We start from the raw sequence: 26,941 nt of genomic DNA, 5'->3' as shown, positions 1-26,941 counted from the left end.
TTCTCTTGAGCGCGGCGGCGCCCTGCACGGTTCATTTTTCCAGAGGGTTCGCGCATGTTCGAACAGCTGTCACTCCTGTCCTTCGCCAGCGGCGGCTGGGGCTCGGCCCTGCTTGCCGGGGCCCTGGTGACCATCGCCCTGGCACTGGCCTGCGTGCCCATCGGCCTGCCCCTGGGGCTGGCCGTAGCCCTGGCCGCGCGCTCGAAAAACCGCTGGGCGCGGGCCTGGGCCACGACCTTTTCCACGGTGTTTCGCGGCCTGCCGGAGCTCTTGACCCTGCTGATCATCTACTACGGCTGCCAGATTGCCGCGCAGAAGATCCTCGGCGCCCTGGGCTACCCCGGTGAAGTGGCGATCAACACCTTCGTCGCCGCGATGATCGCCTTCAGCCTGGTGTTCGCCGCCTTCTCCAGCGAGATCTGGCTGGCCGCGTTCAAGACCCTGCCCAAGGGCCAGTACGAAGCCGCCAGCGCCCTGAGCCTGTCGCGCCGCACCACCTTCACCCGGGTGCTGCTGCCGCAACTGACGCGCATCGCCCTGCCGGGGCTTTCCAACAACTGGCTGTCGCTGCTCAAGGACACCTCCCTGGTGTCGACCATTTCCCTGGTGGACCTGATGCGCCAGACCAACCTCGCGGTCAGCGTGACCAAGGAACCCATGCTGTTCTACAGCGTGGCCTGCTTTGGCTACCTGTTCTTCTCGGCGCTGTCCGGGCACCTGTTCAGTTTTCTCGAACGACGCTTCAACCGTGCGCAACGGAGCCTGCAGCCATGAACCTGGATGACCTGCTGAACCTGTTCCTCAACCAGGAACTGCTGGAACGCTACGGCCCGCGCTTTATTGACGGCCTGCTGGTGACCGCCAAGCTGGTGGCGATCTCCTTCAGCCTGGGCGCGGTGCTCGGCCTGCTGATCGCCCTCGGGCGGCTGTCCAGCAATCGTTTCCTGCGGCGCTTCACCGGGGCTTATGTGTACTTCTTCCGTGGCTCGCCGCTGCTGGCCCAGCTGTTCATGCTGTATTACGGCCTGGGTTCGTTCAAAGGCTTCTGGCAGGACGTGGGCCTGTGGTGGTTCTTCCGCGACGCCTGGTTCTGCACCCTGCTGGCCTTCACCCTGAACACCGCCGCCTACCAGGCGGAGATCCTGCGCGGCAGCCTGCTGGCCGTTGCCCAGGGCCAGCGCGAAGCCTGCAAGGCCCTGAGCCTGTCGCGCTGGACCGCGTTTCGCAAAGTGATCCTGCCGCAGTCGCTGCTGATCGCCATCGGGCCTCTGGGCAACGAGCTGATTTTGATGATCAAGGCCAGCGCCATCGCCTCCCTGGTGACCATCTACGACCTGATGGGGGTGACCAAACTGGCCTTCTCCCGCAGCTTCGATTTCCAGATCTACCTGTGGGCCGCGGTGCTCTACCTGCTGATCGTCGAAGTGGTACGGCGCAGCCTCAAATACCTGGAAGGCCGCCTGGGCCGGCACCTGAACTGAACCCTTTAGCGGGCCGCCCCGCGGCCCCTGTCATAAGGACCCAAACATGCATTGCCAAACCCTCGTTCTGGGCGCCGGAATCGTCGGCGTCAGCAGCGCCCTGCACCTGCAGGCCCGCGGCCGCCAAGTCGTGCTGCTGGACCGCCAGCCTCCGGGCAACGGCACCAGCCACGGCAACGCCGGGCTGATCGAACGCGCCAGCGTGATTCCCTACGCCTTCCCCCGGGAAGTGACCAAGCTGGTGCGCTACGGCCTCAACCAGCAATCGGACGTGCGCTACAGCCTGCGCCACCTGCCCAAGGCCGGCCCCTGGCTGCTGCAATACTGGCGCCACTCCTCGCCCAAGGGCCTGGCCGCCGCCACCCGCGCCATGCTGCCGCTGATCGAACGCTGCGTCACCGAACACCTGGCCCTGGCCCGCCCGGCCAACATGCTGGAACTGATCGCCGACGGCGGCTGGCTCGAAGCCTTCAACGACCAGCAGGCCTTCGACTTCGCCCAGCGCGCCGCCGCCGACCTGCGCGACTACCAGCTCAACTACCGGGTACTGGACCGCACCGCACTGCTGGCCCTGGAACCCGGCCTGCACCAAGACGTAGTCGGCGGCCTGCACTGGCTCGACCCCAAGACCGTCAGCGACCCCGGCGGCCTGACCCGCGGCTACGCCGAACTGTTCAAGCAACGCGGCGGCCAATTCATCATCGGCGACGCCCTGACCCTGACCCAGATCGAAGGCGGCTGGCAGGTGCACAGCGAACTCGGCCCGATCACCGCCCAGGAAGTGGTGGTGGCGCTGGGCCCGCAAGCCAGCGGCATCTTCGAACCCCTGGGCTACCGCATTCCCCTGGCGATCAAGCGCGGCTACCACATGCACTACGCCGCCGTGCCCGGCACCCGCCTGCAGCACCCGATCCTCGACCCGGTGGGCGGCTACGTCCTGGCGCCGATGGTGGGCGGCATCCGCCTGACCACCGGCATCGAATTCGCCGACTGCGACGACCCGATCAACGAAATCCAACTGCGCCGCTGCGAAGCCCTGGCCCGCCACTTCTACCCCCTGGGCGAACGCCTCGACGCCGAACCCTGGCTGGGCCGCCGCCCGTGCCTGCCGGACATGTGCCCGGTGATCGGCCCGGCCCCGCGCCACCCCGGCCTGTGGTTCAACTTCGGCCACGCCCACCACGGCCTGACCCTGGGCCCGGTGAGCGGCCACCTGCTGGCACAGATGGTCACCGGCGAAACGCCCTTCACCGACCCCACCCCCTACCGCGCCGAGCGCTTCAACTGACCGACGGAGAACCGCCATGCAGACCCAGACCGCCCCGCTTCCCGCCGCCTCACAAGCGCCCGCCCAGCCCATTGCCGACCCGCGTGAAGTGGTGATCGATATTGCCGGGCTGAACAAGTTCTACGGCGCCTTCCACGTATTGCACGACATCGACCTCAAGGTGCGCCAGGGCGAACGCATCGTCCTCTGCGGGCCTTCCGGCTCCGGCAAATCCACCCTGATCCGCTGCATCAACCGCCTGGAGATTGCCGAAAAGGGCCGCATCCTGGTGGACCGCACCGACCTCTCGCAAAACACCCGCGAAGCCGCCCAGGTACGCAGCCAAGTGGGCATGGTGTTCCAGCACTTCAACCTGTTCCCGCACATGAGCGTGCTGGACAACTGCACCCTGGCACCGATGACCGTGCGCGGGTTGTCGCGGAAAAAAGCTGAAGAACTGGCGCGGGGATTCCTGGCCAAGGTGGGGATTGAGAACCAGGCGGATAAGTACCCGAGCCAGCTTTCTGGTGGGCAGCAACAGCGCGTGGCGATTGCCCGGGCGCTGTGCATGGAGCCGAAGATCATGTTGTTTGATGAACCGACTTCGGCGCTGGACCCGGAGATGGTGAGTGAGGTGTTGGATGTGATGGTGAAGCTGGCGGGGAGTGGTATGACGATGTTGTGCGTGACCCATGAGATGGGGTTTGCGCGGCAGGTTGCCGAACGTGTGCTATTTCTTGATGGGGGGCGCATCGTTGAAGACGCGCCGCCGGAGGAGTTTTTTGGGGCGCCGAAGAGTGAGAGGGCTAAGGCGTTTCTTGCGCAGATTGTGCATTGAGTGGATCGGCGCCGCGTATTGTGCGGCGCCTGTTTAGCTTAAGTAGAGGTATTTATTGCTGCACTTAGTGAAAGACTGCTATCGGCCAGAAGCAGCCAGTCAAAAGCGTCTAGGAAATCAGGGGCGATTCAGATTGACCAGCCACTCTCGCGCTTTACCGCCGTCGACACCCACGACGCCAACCGAGCCGTTTTCTACCTCGACACCCAAGCCTCTCTGAGCGATCTGGCCAGCAGTGCGGCCCATCGTTTCACCGTGGTGCGGGATCTGATGGACACGCTGTCCACGCTTAACCTGAAAGACATTGCCGACTGCGATCTGACGCGGGTCACCCGAGGGGTGCACCTGCTCACCCGGGAGGGTTGCGCGGTGCTGGAGGTGATTCAGTGGCGAACAGCGCAAGAGGCTTGAAGGCCATTGAACTCAACCAGCGCGTAAAACGCGCTTGGCTTTGGCCCGGCCTTTGATCTTGCTTTGGCTTTTGATCTTGATCTTCCTGCCCCCTCCAGAAGGCCGAACGTAGGCGTTGCGCAGGGGGCAGCTCGGCATGGATGCCGAGCTAGCCGCCCCAGGCCATGGATGGCCTGTGGCGGCGTGCCCCCGGAGCAATGCCGGAGTGAGGGAACGCCGAGCCTAGGCGAGGCGCCGGATGCGGGGGCAGGAGCGTTTTGCTTACTTTTGCGCTCTTCAAAAGTGAGTCGCCGTAAGGGCGAAACCCTAAGCAGCCGTGACCGCAGCAACGGATATGTACACAAAACCGTATGCAGCCAGGTGAAAAGCATCGGCAGGTTTGGCGAGGACTGCGTCCTCGTGCGCAGCCTCACTGCGCTCGACAGCGGCTACAGGTTTCGAATGATGAGAGGCAGTGATCAACAAGCAGCTCATTCAACCGCGACACTGTACTCATCAACTACCCTCGCCCCTTGAAACTATGGGCCCATAACCAGGACCCTATTTGCAGCTATGCGCATGAGTATCGAAAGTAACGCAGCATCACCGAGCACCAAGGCTTTTCGTACAAAGCCTAAGGAAAGCGGACACTCGATCCAGAGGCTGCTGCCGACATGACCGCGTTACGCACGGGCAAAGGGGCTTGCTCGGGGTGTTGCTGCAAAAAATGCTTGATCGCTTGATCCTGGCGATCCACCACGCATACGTTCACGTTAGGGCTAGGGACGGTGCATTCGCCAAGCGCGAGGGCCCCGCAGTTCAATACGCCGTACACCGCAGCCGGTTGCGCGACGGCCGAGCAGCCGTAGACCATCTCGCCAAGGTAATTGAGCTGCCCTTGGGTGACGGTGAAACGCAGCGGTTTGGAGTAAGCCCCCATGGCCCCGCGACGGTGACCCAGGCGGCTCACTTCATAGTCACCGGCAGGTAGCCATGCCGAGTAGTCATCCTTGGGTCCCCAGCCATAAGTCTTGCCGCTCTTGATATCGCGAAACTCAAGGTAGGTTCCGTAGGGGCCGCCTTCCAGCAGCGCGCCGACCACTAGGCCCGCGTTTTGCGCGTTGTATACGGGTGAATTCAAGGCCATTTCAGTTGGCATTGACGAACAACCGGCCAGTAATCCAATCAGACCAATTGCAAAGATGTTGCGCGAGCCAAACATTCCGCTACCTCGGTGGGAGACAAAGAAAATCCCCAGAAAATTCAGGGACGACAGGCGCGCTGGACGGCGGCGACTGCCTTCTTTAGCATGATGGCCTTTCGCCCACTCGAGCATCAAGGACGATCTATCAACATGTTCTGTTTTTCCCAATGGCGCGTGCGTGGCGCTGTAAGCATTGCCGCGCTGGTACTTGGCGGGTGCAGTTTCAATGGCACCTACCCGGACGCCAGTGCCCCCGATGCGGCGAAGCTGCGCTTTATCAGCAGCAGTGACAGCTCGACGCTCGACTTGTTCGATGCCGAACACTGCGGCGGCCAAACCACGGGGCTGCTCAATAACCTGTTCAGCGCCAATACCCGGCGACGGGCAGACATGAGTGCCGCTGCACCCGAGGATGCCAAGGCCTACTTGGAAGTGCGGCTGCAACCGGGCCATGAGCTATTCGCGCGAGCCAATACCTTGAGCACCGGCAGCGTGTGCACCGTGGGGTTCAACTTCACCCCGCAGAGCGGCGGCGAGTACGAAGCGGACTTCCGCCAAGTAGGTCGCACTTGCCAGGTCACCCTTAGCCGTCTGCGCCAGATCGATGGCAAGACTGTGCGTTCGCCGATCGTGCTGACCAAGAAAGGCCTGCCCGCCTGCGCCGGCCACAACCCTATTTTCCCCAAGCCCACCGAAGCACAACCGCAGTCAGCGGAGCGTGCAGCGCTGATCGCGCAGATCGTCGACGCGAGTGTTATCGCGAAAATGAAGCCCGACGCCGAGGATTCCCCTTCGGTCCAGAAAACACTGCTCGACAAATCCATAGCGGAACGCAAACGGCGCCTCGACTTCAGCCTGCCCGATGCCTATTGGACTGAATATCAGCAGAACCTGGAGCAGTTCGCCAAAGAGATGAGTGGCACCAAGGCCCGTTCATTGCAGTTGTACAAGGACTACTACACCAACCGTCTGGGCCTGCTCGACACCCCGGCGATCAAGGAACTGCTGCCCGACAGCGAAGCGGCCGACCGTAGCAAGGCAATGTCGACCAATAATGAAATGCTGGAGTATTACTACCGAGCCCAGCAAGCACTGCTGAAGGAAACACTGAGCGCACATCAGGCACGCATGGCCGATCTGGATCAGCGCTTTGAGGTGTGCAAGCGTTTCGCGGCCTGCTGGCAACGTTGAAGCGGAGTGCGGCTTGAAACGCACGTATGCCGCCTTCGCCCTGAGCAGGGGCAGCTGGGCATGGATGGCCTGTGGCGGCGTGCCCCCGGAGCAATGCCGAAGTGAGGGAACGCCGAGCCTAGGCGAGGCGCCGGATGCGGGGGCAGGAGCCCTTTGCTGACTTTGGGCTGGGCCGGCATTCCGGTTTTTTCCAAAGTGACCCGCTGTAAGAGCGAAACCCTAAGCGGCCATGACCGCAGCAACGGATATCTACACAGAACCATATGAAGTCAGGTAGTGCTAGCGCCGACCATTCGAAAGCCCATGAGCGAAATCGTTATCTGGACGACCAGAACCAGACACAGCAATACCGCTGCCATTCCCCAGTCACCGTGGTCGGCGATAACCCCCAACGTCGCGATCATTATCGTGGCGCCAATATTGCCGACTAACCAGAAAATTGAGGTCGCCGTCCCAGATCTGGAGAGTCCGGCAGTGTCGGCTATCAGTTGCAGCAGAAGAGGCAGCGGAGATAACAGCGCGGCACCGATCACGATCCCAGCCAGGCTCAATATCCAAGGGGAACCCGAGGTGAAAAGCAGTACCGTGCCTCCCCCTGCCAACAATGAAACCCCGGACAGAATGCCCCCCACGCTTGCACCGCTACGCACCAGTAAAGGCATGAACGTCATACCCGCGATACCACCGGCCAACATCAGAACAACGATAAATCCTGAAACCTGGGCATCGATCCCCTGACGCAACAGGATCGGCTCCAGCCATGTCGTAATGGCGGAGAAATAGCCGTTGGTTAAAAAAATCATCAGCAAAACAGCCGTGAACGGAGCCGTGCGCAATAAATCGACACCCTCTGCCAGTAAACGGCCGCCGGATTTGGTCGGGGCGGACGTTGTTTGCACAAGAGGGCCATCTCGCGGGACATAAATGAAGGTCAATAGCGCAATCAGCCCCAGGATCGCGACGTCAATCAACAACGAACTGCTGACGTTCCCCTCCTCCGTCAACGGGACAATCATGAACGCGGAGCCTATACCCAGGAAAATCACCGTACTGAACAGCGTCGTGACCCGTACGTGCTCATCTTCAGAAAACCAGGTGATCATCAACTTGACGAGCAGCGACATGGTCAAGGGTTGAACAAACCCGAACAACAGTTGGCCGGCAAGCAGGTATTCATAATGGGGTTGTAACACCCGGATCAATGCCGCCAACAACATGGCAATGGCGGTGATACGCAAGGCTGTTTGCACCGATATCCGGTCAATCAGGCCACCGCTGGGAAGTGCCAGCGGTAATGCAAGTGCCGTCACCGCCAAAGACAGTGAACCGACTTCCCCATAAGTAATACCGTACTGGGTGGACACCTGATCCGTGATAGGCGCAAAGCGCATCCATTCATACTGGGTCAACGCCAGCATGCCGGAGTAAATACAAAGAATACGGTAACGTACTGGGATCACTTTAATCTCCCGCAAGAAGACACAAGTGAAGTCCGGGGCGAATGCGCCGGACCTTGAGTTCACACTGTGCAATCAGAACGCCCTCATAGGGCATTGGTTGTCAGCAACCTTAATACTTGATTCCGGTTGCCAGGCTCCAGTCACCGTATTGCGTGCGGGAAACTGTAATATCGCGAAAACCGGCGATCGTCAGCAGCTCCCTTATTTCGGTCTCTGACAATTGCTGACCCTGGGTCCACAGCAACATGTTCGCGTTATAAGCCGCGACATTATGTGGGCCGGTCTTGTCTTTATTAAAAAACATCTCATGAAGAATGATACGGCCGCCGCTGGGCAGTGCATCAAAACTCTTTTTGGCCAGAAACAGACACTTGTCCAGCGGCCAATCATGAAAGATATCACTGTAAAGATGCACATCGGCGGCTGGATACTCAGACGCCCAGATGTCTCCTTTATGGGTTGTGATGCGCCCCGCCATCCGGTACTGCTCGACGTAGGTATCGGCAATATCGCAGACATAGGGAAGATCAAAGATCACGGCATTCAGTTCAGGCCATTTCTCCAACGCACAAATAGAGTGAACACCCGAACCACCGCCCACATCCAGAAGACAGCTATACCCGGACAGATCAATCCGACCCGACCAGGCCCTAGCCGGTCCTTTGCTTTTACTGTGCATCGCCTTGGTGAAAATTTCGCTGTGTAACTGGTCCTGCGCATTGTTCTCAAACAGATCAGTCTCACCAAACAACCCGGACTCTCCACTGAGCATCGACTCTTTGAAGAATGCATAAGAGAACGCATCTTCTTTGTGGCGTGCGGATTGCAGAACCCCACTGAACGAGGTCTCCGATTTTCGGGTCAGAAACGCTTGCGCCAAAGACGTCAGGCCATAGCACTCCCCACTCTTCTCAAGCAGCCCCTGACTGGTGCACATAGCCACAAGCGCCTGTGCTGCCCGAGGTGCCAGTTCCAATGCCGAGCCGATTTCACCCAGCCTCAGCGCTTTGCCTTCAAGCAGATCAAACAGTTTTACTTCATCCGCAAAAAACAAGGTGTAGGTATTGATAAACCCGAAGTAGATATCAAATATCTGTTTATCACTGTGATGCTCCGTGTGCCCTGTACTGTCCATGTAGATGCATATCCCATTTCAAAAATGCCGTTGAAGACCATCAACGATGCCGTGACAATAAAAACCCTCAACAACACGATCAAACGCCTGCCTGGCCTCATGCGAAGCGTTGCCCACCAGGTAACCATGTGAACAGGCCTTCAACATCTCGATGTCATTACAACTGTCCCCGAACGAGATGACTCTGGCGGGGGAAATCTCATGTTTCTTGACGATGAAATCGACCCCCTGCTTCTTTCCGCACCCCGGGTGCATGATGGCTACATCGTAGACATTCTCAGGGTCGCCGGCGGCGGCACTGGCGTAGGTAATCGAGGCCTCAAGACCCACCTGCAAACAGAGTCTATGGATCTGCTCGATGGCGATCGCTTCATTGCCATCGGCCTTCAAGTAATAACCCCGAATGCGTTTTTGCTGGAAAGCCTCCGACTGCAACGTCAACTCAATACCCTCTTGCTCGAACAGGGTGCTAAGCCTTATGACCCGCTCTGGAAAGGTGCCTGCGCCTTGTAACGGCCAACCCTCATCCTCCAGAACACGGTCCGGGTGATTCCAGTACAACTCGGTTCCCAGACTGGTCAGTGCAAAGTCCCAGGGAAATTCGGGGTATCTCTTCATCTTGTCCAGGACCACCGCTTGACTGTTTCCCGTGGCCCAGCCAAACAACAGGTGGTGCTTGCGTTTCAGTTGATTCAAACAGCTTTCCAGTTTGTCTATCCCGGCATCCGCCTCTCGAGATGACAAGACCGGCATGAACGTCTCGTCAAAATCAGAAACTATCAACCAGGTGTCTTTGCTCGTCATACCTGCTCACTCTCTGATGAGTCCCATGGACTGTGAGGATATTTCAATCCGGGAAAACTCCCCGACCGCTCCCTCGGAAAAGGGCGACTGCACACTAAACCCGACGCGCACTTCATCCGGGCAGTTGCTCACATAGAACGCCCGATGAAACACCACCGCACCCTCAGAGCCACTCAGATAACACGAGAACACATCCCCACTTCGCGAAATGAACAGCCGCACAGGCTTATCGTTTACCTCGATGCCATTGACTTCATCGCTATAAGGCGATGAATGCACCGATACGATCTTCTTGTGGCTGCCGTACTCTTCAACACCGAACTTCAGCTTGTGCAGCCCGACTTCAAGAAAGAGCCCTGCAGCATCAAACTTGGCCAGGCTGAATAACTTGATGTCAGCGCCAAGGGCAAACTCTCCCGTCACGGACGTGAGCAAAGTGCCCAAGCTGTCCACTGTATGAAGCCCTGGAATATTGAACGAATCGCTACCGGGTTCGCTTCGCATTTTCAGAACCGGCGCTACATAACGCAGCTGTGCGCAATGCTCGGCAGCGAACACACGATCACTGATCCTCAGTACGGTGTTCGGGTCTTCGCGCAAAAGAGGCGTAGTGCCAACGGTGTCATCCATACAGGTTCATTCCGCCATCGACCGACAGGGATTGAGCCGTGATGTCTTCGTTCTCAAGCACCGCCAGACAGAACCGGGCAATGTTTTCCGGGATCTGTGTACGACCCAACGGGATCAGGCCCTCCATGCGAGCCCACAAGTCATCCAGCGACTCGTTGGGCTCGATGAGGCGGTTCTCCAGGTACTTCCACATATTGGTTTTGACGATGCCGGGGCAAACGCAGTTGACCCGGATATTGTGAGTGGCCAACTCCAGCGCCAAGGCGCCAGAGAAGCCCTGCAACCCGGCTTTCGCGGCGCAGTAGGAAGATATTCCAGGAAAGGCGACTTTTGCGGCAATGGAGCTGATATTCAGGATCGCGCCACCCTTGCCCCTCTGGATCAGTGCGCGGGCAGCTTCACGCGACGTCAGGTAAGGCGCTGTAAGGTTGGTTTGCACGATCGCGTCAAACTCGCTCAACGATGATTCAACCGTGTTGATCAGGTGGCTGCTGCCAATGGCGTTGACCAGGCCGTAAAAGTGCTCTGACTCATGGACAACGCCCGCTACGGCTTCTATGACCTGGGCTTCAGACGTTGCGTCGACCGCAATGGCCTTTACCGAAAGCCCTTGCTCCACCAGATCCGCCGCCAGCGTGCGAGCCGCCTGATAACCACTGACATCCTGAGTTTGATAGTGGTTGATTGCATTGGGTGTCCGGTCGGTATCAAAGATGTAGACATGAACACCTTCTTTGGCCAGTACTTCAACAATCGCGGAGCCGATGCCTCTGGCACCGCCCACGACGATCATGGTTTTACCGGACAACTTGCCTTGCGCTTTATTTCCCTGCGTCATAAACCACTGCTCCTGAATCCATAGAAAGCCCGCCGAACCCTATACAGGGCTCAGAAAACCAATAAGTAGTTGAAACTGCATTTAAACGTGTGAAGTCTAATTAACTAATGCGTACGGCGGATCAGCCAACAATGCACCCAGTGCTCGAGGTGCAACATTTGCCTGGAAAGTCTCGGTTGTTGGCCACTCGTAGGCATCACTGAAGACCTTGCGAACTCGAACCAGCAACCTGGACTCAATGTATTCAGCCAGGTTGAAGCGACCACTGTTATGTTCTACGACAATAATTTCGGCACATTGGCTCAGCATCTCTTTAACCAGCTCAAGATCCGGCCGAACGGACAGGAACCGGATATGCGTGCATCTTTTTGTCGTGGCGACCTGAAAGGCTTCATACGCCATCGACTCCGATGACACTATCAATGAACCGGCGGCAAACTCGGGCTGAAAAATATAGATATCTTCAGACAGCTTCCGGTACTTCTCTCTCAGGGCACACACTCTTTCCATGGGCTGGTCGTACATTAAGTACAGGCCGTTTCCACCCTGTGCTTTCTGCCGATGAATACAGGCCAACAGATCGAGAGGGTCTGTCAGTTCGTATACGGTTTCCTCCGTCAGCAAGCTGAATACGGTTGAGGCGTACGTAGCGCCGCCCCACACACCGTTCTTCCGAGCGCCAATGACATGCAAATTACGACAGGCAATCAAAGCAGAGTGCAGTACATCTATCGCGTTGAGGTAATACTTGTCATCGGTCAGGACAAACTTCAGTTCATCATCCGGGCACCCCATCGCGCAGGTCAGCAACGCTGACTCGGCCAGGCCAGTGTTGCAATAACCGGACAATGACTTAAGGCCAAACCGAGCGGCCAGATCCGCGGTGAATACATGGACAGGTGCCCCTGAGCGAACTTCTTCGATAATGTCGGCCGTTCGACTGCAACTGGAAGCTTTCCTCAGATCATTCTTCTGCTGATCGTCCGTTGACGTCATCAAACTCTGATGGCTGGCACGTTTGAAGGAGTGAACGCCTTTTTCGGTATGACAGATGATCGCGGCCGAGCGATGGTCCTTCTCTGCCTGGCGAATGTGTTCACTGATCGCCTGGGTGTCGTGTCCATCCACTTCATAAACATCAGAGAAGTAGGCGGCCAAATACTCCGGCCTCAACTTCCCGGGAAGTGGGTCAATCCCTCTGCCATTGTTGTCCACTATCAACGTCAGGTTCTTGACCTCAAGTTCGCCAATCAGGCGAATCGCCTCGAAAGACACCCCTTCGTTCAACTCACCATCACCCGCCACACAGATAACACGTGCATCACGATTGGTATTGGCCCGCCCCAACGCAATGCCCACTCCCTCGCCCAGGCTATGCCGCATGCTGTAGGCAAAACCGTAGTGTTTATTGACAACAGCCGGAATCTTGTCGTGAACCGCAGCCAAAAAAGCCAAAGGCATACCGTTGAGTAGATGACGATAAGCATAAAACAATGGCGCAATATGCCCCCTGCCAATCACCAGATCCTGATTGGCCACCCCTGCCGCATTGCAGAGTTCCAATGCAAACAGTGCTTCGGCAATGTTCAGTGACGACAGGCAAGATGCCAGGGTTCCGTAACCGGCAATTTCATGAATCCGCTCCAGGCAGACCCTTACGTCTGAATAGAACGGCGTAAATTGTCTGGCGATGGCTACCGACAGTTCGTTGATCGTCTGGCACTTCGACGACTCGGCAATACCGACTTCAACTTCCTCATTGGCACGCACATACTCATCGTCCGTCAGGTACGCCTTCCGTTTATGCACGCTTTGACGAATGCCATATAACGGCGTCAACAGGCTGGCAACTGGCTCGAGGTCATAACTGACTAATTGATTCATTCAACACCTCGAACACGTCACTTAGCGTTTCTTCTGACATGATGTAGGCGGGCGCCAGGCAAGCCCAATCTTCCTCACCTCGGATAATCAACTTCCTTTCAAAGCACAGCCCACCCAACTTCTTGCCTGCCTGCTCCCCAAGGCTTGAGTCCAGGGTTATGCCGATCAGCAAGCCGTGGGATTCAATGCGGGCGATCCGCTCATTCCCGGCGATTTCCTGACACAGCGCCTGAGTCTTTGTAATGAGTTTTTGTAGCTGCCCTGCGGCCTCTATCTGTTCCAGCACGCGCATCGACGCATTGATGGCCGCGATCGAAACCGGGTTGCTTGCATAGGTATGCGAATAGGAAAACGGGATCCACGGCTCTGGCTTGTCAAACACCGAAGCGATTTTATGGGATGTCGCCATAGCGGATGCCGGGTAATAACCACCGCTGATGCCTTTCCCGAGCGCGACGATATCGGCAGAAACCCCAAACTGATGGGTATTCAAGAACTCTCCGGTTCGAGAGGCGCCGGTCACGATTTCATCGGTAATCATCACAATATCGTAACGGTCACACAGTTCACGAATACCGATCAGGTACTCGCCGGGAGTTTGCCGCATCCCTTTCAAATGGTTGACCGGCTCGAAAATAATGCAAGCGATCTGCTCCGCACCATAATGAAGAATAATATTCTCCACATCCGCCACGCTGTGCATTTCCAACGCCTGACCTTCGTGAACGACAGGGAATGGCGGGTTGATCCGAATCGTGTCGTAACCGCTGCAACGCAGGTCCTTGAAATCGTTCCTGCCGGTAATACTGTGGGCCCCCAAGGTGGCGCCGTGATAGGAGTGCTTGCGGCAGATCACTTTCTTCTTGAACGTATTGCCTTTGCGCTGGTGATATTCCAAGGCCATGGCAATCGACGACTCGATGGCTTCCGAGCCGCTGTTGACATACAGCAAGCCGCCATCTTCCATCTTGGCGCGTTTGAGCAGCAGCTCTGAAGTTTCAAACAGCTCGGACGAATAGAAATGATCCTTGGGGTGGAAAGGCAGATCCGTCAACGTTTTGGAAATATGCTGCTTGATGGGGTCGCACGAATACCCGAACGGTACGTTAAACATGCCCGAAATCGCATCCGTGTAGATGCCACCCTCTGCATGAACACTGACATCTTTAACAGAGCCAACAATTTGATCTTTCACGCGTGACTGATAGACAAACATCCCTTTATGCCCTCTATTGATTAGATCGGATAAACCTGAGAACCAGCGCCCAGCACTTTACTGTGTGGCGGAACCGACTTTGCCACGACAGCACCCGCACCGATAATTGACCCCTTACCCACTGTGACGCCCGGCAAGATTGTTGCGCCGCCGCCAATCCATACATCATCTTCAATGACTACAGGTGCACCCGATTCTATATAACGACGCCGCTGCTCAAGATCCTTGGCATGGTTAGAGGTATAAATACCGACATGAGGCCCGATAAACACACGGTTCCCGATGTTTATTTCAAACGCATCGAGGAACACCCCATTGGCGTTAATAAAAACACCGTCACCAATGTTTATGTTCGAACCAAACTCACAAAAGAAATTGCCCCACTGTTCAAACCCCTCACCCACTGACCCGAACAGGAGTTTATAAAGCGGCTCCCGACCATCAGGGTTATTGCTGATGGAGGAACACAAAGCACGGGCGATGCGCCTACGGGCAACTAAAGCAGGTTCCGCCGCATCGAATGTCATGAACTCACGCATACGCCACCCTGTACACACGGGCGTAACAGAGAGCACTCATGCCGTGCTGATCGGCAAGTAAACGGGGGCAAAAAAGACAATCATTAGTTCCATGAATGCCACTACCACCAACAACTAACGCCCACACTTCCCCAATAGCCTGATCCCCTTCAGCCATCATCATCTCCATCTACTATTTATTTTTTAAATATACTTCAGAACTTTCTGAAATTTTTCCACCTTCTACACTCGCCACCAGCGCTTTGCAAATTTGTTATTACGTCAGTCGTATTGTTCTGTCACTGTTTTCAGGGCCTGTTACTTCCCTTCTGGATTAAGTGTGACGGCGCCGATGGGCTGCCAATTACGCGTCGCACCTGACCAGCGATGCGTAGGCTGATAAGGGACTTGCTGCTACCGAGCCCAGCAAGCACTGCTGAAGGAAACACTGAGCGCACATCAGGCACGCATGGCCGATCTGGATCAGCGCTTTGAGGTGTGCAAGCGTTTCGCGGCCTGCTGGCAAAGTTGCTATGACGGCGCCATTTTCTACCTCGACACCCAAGCCTCCCTGAACGGCCAGCCCAACCGTCCAAGGCCAAAAACCACCCGGAACGACATGTCCCGACACATAACTCCAGACACACAATTCAACCTGCGCCATTATGCGCCTGGAGTTATAAAGCACCTCTCGCCCCGATAAGGAGATGGAGGTGCAAAGCAGACAGTTGATCAAGGAGCTTGAAGCCACAGGATGGGTGCTGGAGCGAGTCACCGAAAGCCATCATCTGTTCAAGCATCCTTACAGGCCCAACACCGTTCCGGCGCCTCACCCGAAGAAGGATCTGCCACGGGGTACGGTCAGGGCCATCAGAAAACTGGCTGAACTGATCTAGCTCCCGCCACCTTCGCACCTATTGAGGAGATCCCCGTGCAATATCCCATCTGCATCGAATGGGGCGACGAACACACCGCCACCGGCATCCAGATTCCTGATATTCCCGGCGCAGTCACCGCCGGCGACACCTTCGAAACCGCCTACAGCGCCGCCATCGAGATTGCCCACGTCATGCTCGAAGAGCTGGCCCGAGCGGGGCACGCCATCCCCCTGCCCTCTCCCACCCGCAAGCACCGCGCCAACCCCGAGTTCGCGGGCATGGGCTGGGGCATGCTGGAGATCGACATCACGCCTTACCTGGGCAAGACCGAAAAGGTCAACGTGACCCTGCCGGGTTATGTCATCCAGCAAATCGACCGCTTTGTCCGCGAGCACAACATCAAGAGCCGTTCGTCCTTCCTGGCCGATGCCGCGCTGGAAAAGCTCGGACGCTGAAAGCGGCGGCAGAGGGCAGGCTAAGCGGAGAGAAACCGGTTGGGGTTACTGCGCAACCCAGCGGGAGCAAGCTCCCTCGCCACAGGGGGTGTGGCCGGCCAAATGGCTGCATCACCTGACTGCATTGAGACGACCCGTTGCACACTCAACGCCAACTACGCACCGCCGCTCTTTTGCAGCCTCTACTCAACCGAAAATGATGAGAAGTAAAACGACAACTTATTATCTTCAAGATCAACCAACTGATAACGCATCCGGTCAAAACCCGAATCCAGCTTACTCACGCTCATATGCATCAACTGAGTCAATCCGCCACCAATATCACGGGACGAAAAATGACTGATATCAATAAACCTGATACGCACGACATCAGCCCCTGCCTTTTCAGAACCCGAAATCGATAGGGATAAATCATAAGCCACCCCATCTTCGTTCAACTGAATGTCAATGGCGCGCAAGCAGTTGTGATCAACAAGCAACTCATTCAATTGCAGAACTTTAATCATGCTTTACTCTCGTCTTACCATTTACTCCATAGCCAGGACCATATTCGTAGGTATGTGTGTGCGGATCGGAATGATATTTCGCAGCCTTTCCTCTGTCCCCAAATCCGATCGGGTATTTTGGATCAAGCCGCGTTGAGGGTTTTGCAGGGCGTTTGAGGGCTCTGGTTGAAATGGCAGAATAACCAACCAGCTGCAGCAATGGTGATAGCTCAGTGTCTAAGGCAGCGGTTGTAAATCGCTGATTTACAACTGCCGCTCGCAGGAAGCCTGGCTGAAATCTCATTAAACGCAATCGTGCGCAGTGAAGAACGCAAACACAGAAATATTTTAAAGAATGAACGGGAAATTATTTGGAGCAGCCCACCATATTTTTTATATTTACGGATACTCCATCCCATCAACAACGCTCGGAGGAAACTCGAGGTTAACCGGGCGGGATGGCGATCCATTCCTGGCGAGATAAACTCCTCGACTTTTCCAGCAGCGCCACCTGTTGCTTTTGCCCCGCTTAAGAAGAAGGAATATGGATTCTAAATATCATCAATCATACTCTTAAAAAATTTTACACCATGTTGATCTCGAACTGCATACACGCTCTCATATTGAAAAGAGAGTACAAATCTCCGACTTGTCTCCATCGAAAACTCCATAAGAAAACCCTTAATATCCGCCCAACTTTCCGAGAGTGAGTCAATAGGCGAATGGAATGCACCTCGCACACCTACTTCCCAATCGGCCTCCACACCCTCTGCTACCACAGAGTCATGAGGAACAATATAGCGAAAGACAAAATAGCAATTCGAAAAATTAAAATTCCCAGTCAAATATTTATCATCAACCGAGTATTCAGCTCCAACTTTTGATAAGGCTAAGGAAACCTTATCGAATGAGGTACCCTCTTCAGCCTCAAGGCTCATAGTAATAGTCATTTTGAAGCCTCAATCACCCTGAATTCATTGTTTTTCATCAAATAAAGTTTTTTCAATCCTTCAACAGGACGAGATCGCAGTGCTTTCTCTATCTCGCCAAATGTTAGTGGAGAGTCCGCTAAATTCACAACAACACTGCTAGCCTGTTTTTCAACCTTCTCAGTGACAGTCATTAATACTGAAATAGGGCTATTCGTTCTAGGAGAGAATACATCAGCCAAGTCACCATTAATTCGCAAATCAGGATTCCCACCCTTCCGACCCGTGTTCGCTAACTGTTCGACATCAAACCCTGCTTGGGCAAGTTTTTTAGACGCCTCATTTTGACGTTCTATTGACCGAACCATGTCTGGAGACGCATTTTTTGGTGGGAGCTCAGGCTCTCCTTTCAAAGAGCCGAGTTTCGGTAGCCCGCTAGTTCCAGCCTCCGCATCTGTTATGGCACTTGTCACATTCGAGTTCTTTGAAGCTCCTGCAGCTTCTTTTGCCGCAAGCTCATCCACAGCTTTGACGACAGGTACACCTGTTGGCGTCGCTCTCACCAATCCTTGCAGGAAGTTACCAAAATTACGAACCGCATTGCCAAGACTGATGACCGAAAGCGCCAAAGTCGCCTTATTCTCGACATCAAGCCTACTCCGCTCAGACTCCGTTTCAGTGTACAAAGCGTCACGTAGTTTAGGAGCTCTGCTGAACATGAAGCCGTCAACAAAAGCGATTGCTTCCGGCTTGGCGTTTTCTATCCCCTTTCCATGCTCCCCCTCTACACGCATGGCAAAAACGATGTCGTCGACCGTCAACTTGCTGAAATCGATACCCAGATCGCATAGCTGAGGGTTTTTGCGACAGTGGTCCAGCGCTTCCTGGGCCACCTGTTTCGCCGCAGTTTCATGCAGGTCATGGTTGTATTGAGTGGCGCCTTTGGCGATGGCAACGCCTTTGTCCAGATCGCCGTCGACTGCCGCAGCCGCTACCAAGCCGGTAAGTTGCGATAGAACCAGCCTCAGCTCTTTGTTATCCCGACCCAGGTCGCCCATCGAGCTCACCATGACTTCATTGAGCCCTGCTGCTGCCGCACCGGTCTTGAAGTCACTGCCTGTCAGCTCAGCCAGCAGGCCGCCCATGATCGCGTGAGCAACCACTTTCTGGACGCTTGCATCTGGAAAATGAATGGCGTTGTCACCAATCCAGTTGAAGCCGGAGGCCATGGCCATTTGGCCGGCCTCGCCCATCAAGGCCGCACTGAAGTTGCTGCCGAAACTGCCTCCCCCAATGGCCGAGGACACTCCGCTCGAGATAAGCGCTCGTCCAACGGTACGAGTCGCTGCATCAGAGGCATTGCTTCAACGGAAGATATCTTTGGAAGGGGTGGTCGCGCCTACTGCAGCACCATCCGTGGGTTGAATACCCTGTGTGGCCGAGCCAGCGCCATCGGCTGCCGTGAACCATTTGTCGTCGGCGTAATCAAGAAGCCCAGCCGTAAATCCTGCAATCGCAGCGCTCTTCAGACTCCCCGTACTGAACGTATCTTTCACCGCCAGACCAAGGTTGCCCTTGTTATCAATGGTGCTAGTGACCGCAGTCGTGCTCAGGCTGGCAGCAACTGCCAGGTTTGACCCGCTCAACCCCAAACCAGCGGGGCCGAGGATGAAAGACATCAGAATAGCGATGGCAATCTTGGCGCCAGCGCCGAGACCAGAAGACTCGTACTTGAAGCTGTCGTGAATTTCTTTGACTTGGCGCCAATCGATATCACCACGGGCCTGCGCCTGCTTCATCCAGGCCAGGTTGGGGTCCGCTTGCACCATCGCATCGATGGTTTGGCTAACGCTCTGTTGATCGACCTGCTTGATATCGATACGAATGCCTTCGGCAGCTTTGATCACCAGCTTGCCTTGAGCGATCAGGGCGCTTTGTCGAAGGGTCTCATCGGTTTTCCCTTCGCCCTTCATCTTGTACCAAGCCAAGTCGCCCTTACTCTTGGTATGGCTCTCGTCGTGATAGTCCTTCACGCCCTCAAACACGATGCGGCCACCGCTTTCCAGCGTCAGGTCCTTACCGCTGTCCAGGGTTGCCACTTGGTAACGCTGATCGCCGCCGCTCTTGAGCGTGAGATCGCCGCCCGTCTTGATTTCACTGCCGACGTTAGTGTGCTGCGTCACTTCATCGCGTTTCGCCGCGTTACTCCCCCAACTGCCTTTTTTGCTCATGTCGTAGAGGGAGTAGTCGCGGTTGAGTTCAGCCATCAAATTCAACTGCTTACCGGCGACCAGATAGGCCTCGTTGCCGGCGTTGATTTTGCTGGCGACCATCGTCAGGTCTTGCAGCGCCGCAACGTTTACATCACCACCAGCCTCAATCGTCGTGCCCTGTTGGCGAACATGGTCCTCTTCCTGCTTGATCTTCTTGCCGCTGCGCTTATAGCGGTACTCACTTGACTCTTCATTGGCCGCCGCAAGGAGGTTCACATCCTTGCCGGATAAGTTGACGTCGCCGCCTGCCTTGACATGGCTGGCAACCATCGTCAGTTCGTTCGTCGCCACAACATCAAGATCCCCACCGACCTTGATCTCACTGGCATGCTGCACCGTCTGGCTTTGCGCCCAGAAATGCCGTTTGTCCTGGCGCGTCGAGCCGGTTTCTTCGCGAGCCGCCGCAATCACCACGTCGTTACCCGCGCTCAGCTCAGCGTTCTTGCCTGCGGTAATGGCACCGCCGACATTCAGCAAATCCCGCGCTGCATGCATCTTCAGGTTGTTCTCGGCCTCAACCCGCGCGGCGCTATCGACGACTGCAGTCTTGGAGCTGAAGCCCTTCCCACTGTTTTCAATCGTGGTGATGGTCCGGTCATTGCGGATATCCCCAGTCAAGGTGCTCAGGTCAGCATCCTTACCCTTGAGGATGCCGCCTTGCATGTTCACCAGGTCCTTGCCCGCCACCAACTTCAGCTTTTCATCGGCCTGCGCGAGCCGCGTATTCACGAGGTTGTTCCCCGCTGCTGCCGAAAGGTTTTCGCTGGCGCGCAACGTGCCGGAGTTCTTCAAATCCGCACCGGCAATCAAGGTGACGTCCTTGCCCTGAATCAACGCCCCATCCGCCGTCAGGCGGTTGTTCGCCTGGGCCATGTACAGCACGGGCACCAGCACGTGCTGGCCATTGATCACCTGGTCTTCCATCCAGACGATGTCACGGGTCAGTGCGGCGACTTGCTGCGAGGTCAAAGTCACGCCAACGGAAAGGTTGAGTTGCTCCTTGCTGGCGATGGCGTTGTTCATCAGGTACTTGAACATGCCTTCGTCGGTGGTCTGGCCGGCGATAAAGCGCTGACCTGTGCGCGCGGTGACGGCTTGTTGAATCAGGCGCTGTTCATAGAGGCCATCACCCAGGCGCTTCCAGCTGGTTTCAGGGTCGTAGCCCAGCTTGCCCAGCAGGTAGTCCGAGCTCATGAACTGCTTGAGATCGGTGAAGGCGGAGTTGGTTTCGACCAGGTATTTGGGGCCGACGAACACACGGCTGGCGTCCGAGCCCTGGATGTTGGCTTGGCTCAGATCCTGGCTATTTTTGGCAACGGCGGCGCTGTCGACCACGTGAAACAACCCGTTCGTACCACTCGGCAGAGCGAAGCCCGGCATGGTGGTCGGGTTGACTTGTTGCTGTGCCAGGTCCGGTGGCAGTTGCGAGTTCAGCACCACCACGGCGGGCTTGGTCACGGTCGTGGCGCCGCCCTTGTCCGCGACGGGCGTCGGCGGCGTGAACTGGACGATGCTGCTGTTTTCCAGCTGCTGGGTAGCCTGAATGCTGATGTTGCCGCCCGCTTGAATCACCGAGGCAATGGGATCGCCCGGGGTCACGGTGGTGGTGTCGCCCACCAGGTTGAAAGAGTTGAGCGCGCCCACCGGCAATACCTTGGGGTTGGGCTGGGCGTTGTAGGGGTAAATCCAGTTGGCGCGGAAGCGCTCATCCGTACCGTCGGTAACGCGGCCAGTGTTCCAGGTACGCGTGCGTGTGCTGGTACCGGTGGTAGCGCCGATGTTGGCGAAGTTGTCGGCGGTGATCAGCAGATCCGCGCCCGAGGCCATGGTGCTGTACTTGTTCAGCACGCTGGACCCTTCGACGGTCAACTTGGCTCCACTTTGGATAGATGAGCTGGCCGAATCTGTCGCCACCACACTTTTGGAGACTTCGTTAGCAATGTAATCGACGTTGTGGTGGTCACCACTGCAGTCGTAGCACCTCACACTCAGGCTGCCCGACACCAATTGGTCAACAGTGCTGAATACGTCCTTGCGGTTGATTACGCTGTCGCTGCGCACCAGCACATCGTTGGCGGCTTCGATATGGCTGGAGATGTTTTCCAGTGACGCACTGCGGGCCACACCGTCGCGGGCCATCATGCTCAGGCCGCCGAGGCTGTAGATGTCGGCGTAGTAGTTGGTCAGGTTCTTGAAGCGCAGCGCCATGTCGGCGCCGCTGAAGATCAGGCCGTGATCGTTGCGCACAGCTTCGGCATTCAGATCAACCTTGCCGGCGCCGCCGAGGGTACCGGTGTTGGTGACATGGGCGGCGGTCAGGGAGAACGCTCCGCCGCTGGTGATGCGTCCGGCATTGGTCCAGCTGTCACCCTTGCCGGTGAAGCTTTGGCTGGCGGCTAGTTTGCCGGTGGCTGCCTGGTTGAGTTGGCCTACGGTGACGTTCAGCACATCAGCCTGAACATCCGTGCTGTTGTCCCAGGTGGCGGCGTCGACGGTCAGCGTGCCGGCCGTGGCGACGCTTCCGCCGATGTTGCTGAACTTCGCCAGATCGACCGCAAAAGTGCCTGTGCCGACGTGACGGACATTGCCGTCGGTGTTCTTGAAGCTGGCCATGCGCAAGGAGACGTCATGGTTGGCGGCTTCGATCATGCCGCTCTGATTATCCAGCAACTGCGCGCTGGCTACGCTGGCGGTGCCTTGTTGACCGAGGGAGCGCAGTTTGCCGTTCTGGTTATTGATGGACGCGGCGTCGATCAGCAAAGCGCTGGTGCCTTCGACCAGGCCAGATTGATTGTTCAGTTCGCCGGTCAGGCCAAAATCGATGGCATCTGCGGCGGCTCGGCCTTGGCTGTTGTTGAGATGGGTGGCGCGTACGTTCAGGGCTTGCTTGGCCAGCAATGCACCGTTCTGGTTGTCGAGGATCGTGCTGGTGATTTGGGTATCGCCGCTCAGGGCAGCAATCTGGCCGCCGCTGTTCAGTAGCGATTGTTGCGCGCCCAGGTTGATCGACTGGGCCTGGATCAGCCCCGCTTCGTCAGCTGCGGTGAGCGATTGTCCGTTATCCAGCACGGTCGCCGCAGTGGCCTTGAGCTTGCCCGCAACACTGGCCAATACACCGCCACGGTTATCAACGTTGTGGGCTTCGATGGTGAGGTTTTCGGTCTGGGTGATGACGCTGCCATCTTGGTTATTCAGCCCTGCGCCCAAGGTCGCGGTGATGCCGCTCTGGCTGAGCAGGCTGCCCGTGGTGTTGTCCACCGCACCGCCGTTGATTGTCAGGCCCTGCTGGGTGCTGATGATGCCTTTACCGGTGTTGATCAGTTGCTGATGGGCAGTAAGGCCCATGGCATTGACGGAGGCGATGTAGCCGTCGAGGCTGTTGTCGATCGTGTCAGCGGTCAGGCTGAGCTGGCCTTGGCTGATCAGTTTGCCGCCTTGCTGGTTGAAGACTCTGGAGGTAGCGAGGATGTCACCCTGACTGGTGATCTGACCCTTAGCATTTTCGACGGTGGTGCCCGTCAGGGTCAGTGCGCTTTTAGTGGTGATCTTACCGCTGCTGTTGTCGAGGCTGGCCACGTCCAGGGCAAGGGTATTCTGGCTACTGATGACCCCGTTGGTGTTCTGCACCGCGGCTGCTTTCAGGGTCTGCTCACCGGCGCTGGCGAGGGTACCGTTGTCGCGGTTATCGAGCCGACCACCGAGGGTAGTGTTGAGCGTGCCCTGACTGGTCAGGGTGCCGCCGCGATTATCGATGTCCTGGGCGTTGAGGTTCATCCCGGCGTTCGCCGACAGCGTGCCGGCGCGGTTGTCGAGGGTCTCGCTGACGGTTGCCTTGAGGTCGCGACTGGCGATGACGCTCTGGCCACGGTTGTCGATGTTCTTGGCGGTGAGGGTCACATCACCGCTCTGGTTGCGGGTGCTTTGCGGGGTGACACCGGCCTCGATCAAGCCAAGGTTGTTGAGCTGACCGTCGCTGGTCAGCTTGACGCTGTCCTGAGCGGCGATGGAATGACGGTTGGTCAGCGTGTCTTGGGTGGTGGCTTCGACACGGGTACCGGCATAGATCGCGCCCTGGGCATCCAGACTCTTGGCATTGATGACAACCGCTTGCGCCGCCGTGGCCTGCGCCAGGCTCAAGTGACCATTGGCATCCAACTGCATATCGCCGCCACTGGCGAGCATCTTGCCGTCAAGCTTTACGCCGACACCGGCTTCACTGCTGACCAGCTTGATCACTCCGGCATACATGCCGCCCAGGGCCGAGGAGTCGATGGCCAGTTGAGGGGCAGTCGCCGGGTCGGTGGCACGCGCAGTCGCGTTCAGGGTCTTGGCATCAACATCATTGGCGCCGGCAATGATTGTCAGGTTCTTGGCCTGAATTTCGGCATTGAGCTTGGCTGAGCGGGTGATGATCTCAAAGCGGTCGATGTTGTTGACATTGAGCCCGGCCCCTTCAATAACAACGCTGCCCTGGTCCACCTGATACCGCTGAAGCTGGCCGTTTTCGAGCACAGGCTTGCCGGTGGTCAACGTCGCTTGCGGGGTGTTGATAAAGCCGCAGCCGTTGCAGGTAACACCATACGGGTTAGCCACGATCACATGGGCCGACTGCCCCGCCACTTCGGTAAAACCGCGCAGTTGGCTGGGGCTGCCGCCGTTGACCTCGTTGAGGATCACCCTGGCTGCCGTACCGTTGAGGTTCTGGTTGCCGAGGATGATCCCGCCCAACTGCGTGGACTGAGTGCGGCTGGTGGCGTTGTTGAGGATCACTCCCTGTTGGCCGACGTTGTAGTCCTGGAACTGGTTATGCGACAGCCCGCTGCCATTGGGTGCACTGATGTTGACGATAGGCACACCATTCGCCGCCTGGCCCAGGCTGGTGCCCGGTGCGCTGACCACAATCCCCTCCGCCTGCACCAGCAACGGTTGCCAGAACATGACGTTCGCCAAAACAAACGCCAACCCGCGTTTGGGCAAGCCCATAAAGTGGGAGCGGCTTTTCAGGGATGCAGAAGGTTGGCGCGCAAGGAAGGCGAACTGTTGAACGTCCATGTCATGTCTCGATGCCCAAGGGCGGTAAAAATTTAGAGAAAGAAATCCAGGCGGAAATAGATCGGCGCTTCACGCTCAGTGATTGGCGCCGGTCGTTCCAAAGAGTGTGCAAAGGTCACGGTGGCGGCGACGTTCTGGCCGCGTGCAAACAGCTCCACCGAGTTACTGGTCATGCGACCGTGCAGTTCGGCGTTATAGCGATCGCGGCGGATCACGCCCTGGTCATAACCCAGGCTGGTGCCGTACTCGCTGAACACCGGCTGCATCCAGGCCCAGGTCACCGGACGGCTCCAGCGCAGGTCATTGCGCCAGTAACCGCCGCTGTCACCAGCAAGGCTTTGATCCTTGTAACCGCGAATCGATGACTGCCCACCGAGGCTCATGCGCTGAGGGCTGAACAGCACATCTTCGCTGCGCTGGCCGGTCATCAGGCTGCTGAAACTGAACGACTCGCCCCACAGCTTGAACGGGTACAGATAGCTCAGGGTCGCGGTGTATTTGCGATAGCGCGCATCGGCCTGGCCGGGGCGCGGGTTGTGGTTGGCCTGGGCGTCGAACGCACCGATGCCGTCCTGCATGCCCAGGTCGATGTTGAGGAATGAGCCACCGATACGTCGACCATGGTTAATGCCGAACTGGGCTTCGCTGAGGCGGTTGCTGCTCAACGCGAGCTTGCTGTCCTCGATGAAGTTGTTGGTGCGCAGGTACGCCACGCCGGTGCTGAGGGATGTTTTGCTCAGGGCATCGCGATGGATCACGCGCTCCAGGCGCAACTGATGATTTTGGCTGTCGCCCGATTGCTTGAAATTGAAACCGCTGGCCTGGGCCAAAGAGCGGTATTGGGTTTCGCTGTAGGTGTAATTGAGGCTCCACCAACCGAACGGCAGGCTGTAGTTGAACATCGAGTTGCGCGAGGTTTTTTGGTGATCGCTTACCGCATCGTGACCGCCACGCAGCGAGAGTTGATCGGCCAGGCCGAGAGGGTTATCCCAATCCAGATTGACGCCCCACTGCTGCTCCCCCGTGCTGCGCTGGCCGCCGTTGTGGCGCGACAGGCCAACGCGCCAGGGCTTTTGTGGGGTGTTTTTGACCAGCACTTCGCTGCCGCCAACGGCTTTACCCGGCGCCAACTCCATCTGCGCCTGGTTAGAAGGCAAGCGGTTCAGTTGATCAACCATCTGCTCAATTTCCCGCAGGTTGAGCAGATCGCCCGTTTTGCCAGGGAAGCTCATAAACAGCTGGCGGTCAGTGATACCACTGCCTTCCGCGCCCTTCATTCCTTCCAGTCGGCCCTCAACCACCTGCACCTTCAAGTTGCCGCTGGAAAGGTCTTGCTGCGGCAAGTACGCGCGGCTGGTGACCAACCCTTTGGCCATGTATTGGTCGGTGATGACCTTGAGCAACTCATTGAGCTGTGGTACGCCGAGGCATTGGCCGATATAGGGTTTGAGCAAGTTGGTGCGCTCGCTCTCGGACAGGGCATCGGCACCACTGAGTTCGACGGTCTTTATGGCGAAGCAACGGGTGTCGCTGGGCGCTGCAGGCTTGCTAGGCGCTGCGACTTTACCGGGCAGGTCCTTGAGTTCTTCGAGGCGGCGTTGTTGCTCTTCGAGCAAGCGATCCTGGCGATCCCGGATCAGGTCTGTGACGCCTGGAACATTCTGCAGGGGCGCGGACTCGGCCATTCCGGCTATGCCCAGGCAAAAAAAAGCGGACAGCAGGCTGAGCCCGGTCCGACGCACCAAACGCCACATTTCTAGATCCCTCTATATAGCCTTATGCCATTAATCGGCGGCGATATTAGGTTGGCGTTTTAATGACGTCAATTAAACGTATTGGTTTGTTTCATTTTTGATACAACCAGCCATCACTTTTGCGCTCTTCGACAGTGAGTCACCGTCAGGGCGAAACCGTCAGTAGCCCCCCTCCTCACCCAACAACCCGCCCCAACCGCACCGCCACGCTCGCCGCCTGCTCCGCACTGACCACATTAGTGAACCCCATCACCAACCC

At 57.1% G+C, this 26,941-nt stretch carries 22 protein-coding genes and 1 pseudogene; 8 read left to right on the top strand and 15 right to left on the bottom strand.

Annotated elements, in window-relative coordinates:
* Positions 1-54: 54 nt before the first annotated feature.
* The 5 genes from A9971_RS25250 to A9971_RS25230 all read left to right on the top strand — a co-directional run bounded on the left by A9971_RS25250 (position 55) and on the right by A9971_RS25230 (position 3,997).
* The gene (locus A9971_RS25250; protein WP_182999914.1) at positions 55-774 is read left to right on the top strand and encodes an ABC transporter permease; all 720 of its coding nucleotides are present in this window, start codon (positions 55-57) and stop codon (positions 772-774) included.
* A complete protein-coding gene (locus A9971_RS25245; RefSeq protein ID WP_011060496.1) occupies positions 771-1,481 on the top strand; it encodes an ABC transporter permease in 711 nt (236 codons plus the stop codon). Before A9971_RS25250 ends, A9971_RS25245 begins: the two co-directional genes overlap by 4 nt.
* A gap of 46 nt (positions 1,482-1,527) precedes the next feature.
* Positions 1,528-2,769 carry an FAD-binding oxidoreductase gene (locus tag A9971_RS25240; protein WP_182999913.1) on the top strand — a complete coding sequence of 414 codons (1,242 nt, stop codon included), beginning with the start codon at positions 1,528-1,530 and terminating at the stop codon, positions 2,767-2,769.
* A gap of 16 nt (positions 2,770-2,785) precedes the next feature.
* Entirely contained in the window at positions 2,786-3,586 is an 801-nt protein-coding gene (locus tag A9971_RS25235) for an amino acid ABC transporter ATP-binding protein (RefSeq protein WP_259652279.1), read from the top strand.
* Positions 3,587-3,718: 132 nt separating this feature from the next.
* A complete protein-coding gene (locus tag A9971_RS25230; protein ID WP_182999924.1) occupies positions 3,719-3,997 on the top strand; it encodes a hypothetical protein in 279 nt (92 codons plus the stop codon).
* A 613-nt stretch (positions 3,998-4,610) separates the two neighbouring features.
* On the opposite strand, the gene A9971_RS25225 is transcribed toward A9971_RS25230, so the two are convergent.
* Positions 4,611-5,198, bottom strand: a complete 588-nt coding sequence (locus A9971_RS25225) for a hypothetical protein (RefSeq protein WP_042942434.1) — start codon at positions 5,196-5,198, stop codon at positions 4,611-4,613.
* Positions 5,199-5,210: 12 nt separating this feature from the next.
* On the opposite strand from A9971_RS25225, the gene A9971_RS32960 reads away from it, so the two are divergent.
* The gene (locus tag A9971_RS32960) at positions 5,211-6,371 is read left to right on the top strand and encodes a hypothetical protein (RefSeq protein WP_244868188.1); all 1,161 of its coding nucleotides are present in this window, start codon (positions 5,211-5,213) and stop codon (positions 6,369-6,371) included.
* A gap of 269 nt (positions 6,372-6,640) precedes the next feature.
* Here the strand turns inward: A9971_RS32960 and A9971_RS25215 are convergent, their stop codons facing one another.
* The 8 genes from A9971_RS25215 to A9971_RS25180 all read right to left on the bottom strand — a co-directional run bounded on the left by A9971_RS25215 (position 6,641) and on the right by A9971_RS25180 (position 14,877).
* Positions 6,641-7,831: an MFS transporter gene (locus tag A9971_RS25215; protein ID WP_283990159.1), complete on the bottom strand. Its 1,191-nt coding sequence runs from the start codon at positions 7,829-7,831 to the stop codon at positions 6,641-6,643.
* Between the two features lie 109 nt (positions 7,832-7,940).
* Positions 7,941-8,966 (bottom strand): methyltransferase, encoded by a 1,026-nt coding sequence (locus A9971_RS25210; RefSeq protein WP_015634989.1) that lies wholly within the window; start codon positions 8,964-8,966, stop codon positions 7,941-7,943.
* 18 nt (positions 8,967-8,984) lie between these two features.
* Positions 8,985-9,770, bottom strand: coding sequence for an HAD-IIB family hydrolase (locus A9971_RS25205; RefSeq protein ID WP_182999912.1), 786 nt, complete (start codon positions 9,768-9,770; stop codon positions 8,985-8,987).
* 6 nt (positions 9,771-9,776) lie between these two features.
* Positions 9,777-10,400 (bottom strand): DUF1349 domain-containing protein, encoded by a 624-nt coding sequence (locus tag A9971_RS25200; protein WP_053157465.1) that lies wholly within the window; start codon positions 10,398-10,400, stop codon positions 9,777-9,779.
* Positions 10,393-11,238, bottom strand: coding sequence for an SDR family NAD(P)-dependent oxidoreductase (locus tag A9971_RS25195; RefSeq protein ID WP_015634986.1), 846 nt, complete (start codon positions 11,236-11,238; stop codon positions 10,393-10,395). Before A9971_RS25195 ends, A9971_RS25200 begins: the two co-directional genes overlap by 8 nt.
* Positions 11,239-11,334: 96 nt before the next feature.
* Positions 11,335-13,122, bottom strand: coding sequence for a 1-deoxy-D-xylulose-5-phosphate synthase N-terminal domain-containing protein (locus tag A9971_RS25190; RefSeq protein WP_220802792.1), 1,788 nt, complete (start codon positions 13,120-13,122; stop codon positions 11,335-11,337).
* Positions 13,100-14,338 carry an aminotransferase class III-fold pyridoxal phosphate-dependent enzyme gene (locus tag A9971_RS25185; RefSeq protein WP_041117182.1) on the bottom strand — a complete coding sequence of 413 codons (1,239 nt, stop codon included), beginning with the start codon at positions 14,336-14,338 and terminating at the stop codon, positions 13,100-13,102. Before A9971_RS25185 ends, A9971_RS25190 begins: the two co-directional genes overlap by 23 nt.
* Before the next feature lie 20 nt (positions 14,339-14,358).
* Positions 14,359-14,877 carry a sugar O-acetyltransferase gene (locus A9971_RS25180; RefSeq protein ID WP_053150430.1) on the bottom strand — a complete coding sequence of 173 codons (519 nt, stop codon included), beginning with the start codon at positions 14,875-14,877 and terminating at the stop codon, positions 14,359-14,361.
* A gap of 692 nt (positions 14,878-15,569) precedes the next feature.
* Here A9971_RS25180 and A9971_RS25175 point away from each other — a divergent pair.
* The gene (locus A9971_RS25175; protein WP_041752740.1) at positions 15,570-15,752 is read left to right on the top strand and encodes a type II toxin-antitoxin system HicA family toxin; all 183 of its coding nucleotides are present in this window, start codon (positions 15,570-15,572) and stop codon (positions 15,750-15,752) included.
* Between the two features lie 35 nt (positions 15,753-15,787).
* Positions 15,788-16,189, top strand: coding sequence for a type II toxin-antitoxin system HicB family antitoxin (locus A9971_RS25170; RefSeq protein WP_182999911.1), 402 nt, complete (start codon positions 15,788-15,790; stop codon positions 16,187-16,189).
* Between the two features lie 182 nt (positions 16,190-16,371).
* Here A9971_RS25170 and A9971_RS25165 read toward each other — a convergent pair whose 3' ends face one another.
* The 6 genes and pseudogenes from A9971_RS25165 to A9971_RS25145 form a co-directional block, all read right to left on the bottom strand.
* Positions 16,372-16,695: a hypothetical protein gene (locus A9971_RS25165; protein WP_259652278.1), complete on the bottom strand. Its 324-nt coding sequence runs from the start codon at positions 16,693-16,695 to the stop codon at positions 16,372-16,374.
* A 530-nt stretch (positions 16,696-17,225) separates the two neighbouring features.
* Positions 17,226-17,624 (bottom strand): hypothetical protein, encoded by a 399-nt coding sequence (locus tag A9971_RS25160; RefSeq protein ID WP_182999910.1) that lies wholly within the window; start codon positions 17,622-17,624, stop codon positions 17,226-17,228.
* Positions 17,621-17,971 carry a hypothetical protein gene (locus A9971_RS32955; RefSeq protein ID WP_259656331.1) on the bottom strand — a complete coding sequence of 117 codons (351 nt, stop codon included), beginning with the start codon at positions 17,969-17,971 and terminating at the stop codon, positions 17,621-17,623. The genes A9971_RS25160 and A9971_RS32955 overlap by 4 nt, the downstream gene beginning before the upstream one ends.
* A 729-nt stretch (positions 17,972-18,700) precedes the next feature.
* Positions 18,701-18,937: pseudogene (locus tag A9971_RS32950) on the bottom strand (DUF637 domain-containing protein); the annotation flags it as partial.
* A gap of 30 nt (positions 18,938-18,967) precedes the next feature.
* Complete coding sequence (locus A9971_RS25150; RefSeq protein WP_183001981.1) at positions 18,968-24,928, bottom strand: filamentous hemagglutinin N-terminal domain-containing protein; 5,961 nt, start codon at positions 24,926-24,928, stop codon at positions 18,968-18,970.
* Between the two features lie 32 nt (positions 24,929-24,960).
* Positions 24,961-26,682, bottom strand: a complete 1,722-nt coding sequence (locus tag A9971_RS25145; protein WP_182999908.1) for a ShlB/FhaC/HecB family hemolysin secretion/activation protein — start codon at positions 26,680-26,682, stop codon at positions 24,961-24,963.
* Positions 26,683-26,941 lie beyond the last annotated feature (259 nt).

This window comes from Pseudomonas sp. UME65 (assembly GCF_014170225.1).
Classification (GTDB): Bacteria; Pseudomonadota; Gammaproteobacteria; order Pseudomonadales; family Pseudomonadaceae; genus Aquipseudomonas; species Aquipseudomonas protegens.
The sequence above is the reverse complement of the archived record's forward strand: the minus strand, read 5'-3'. Positions and strand labels throughout refer to the sequence as shown.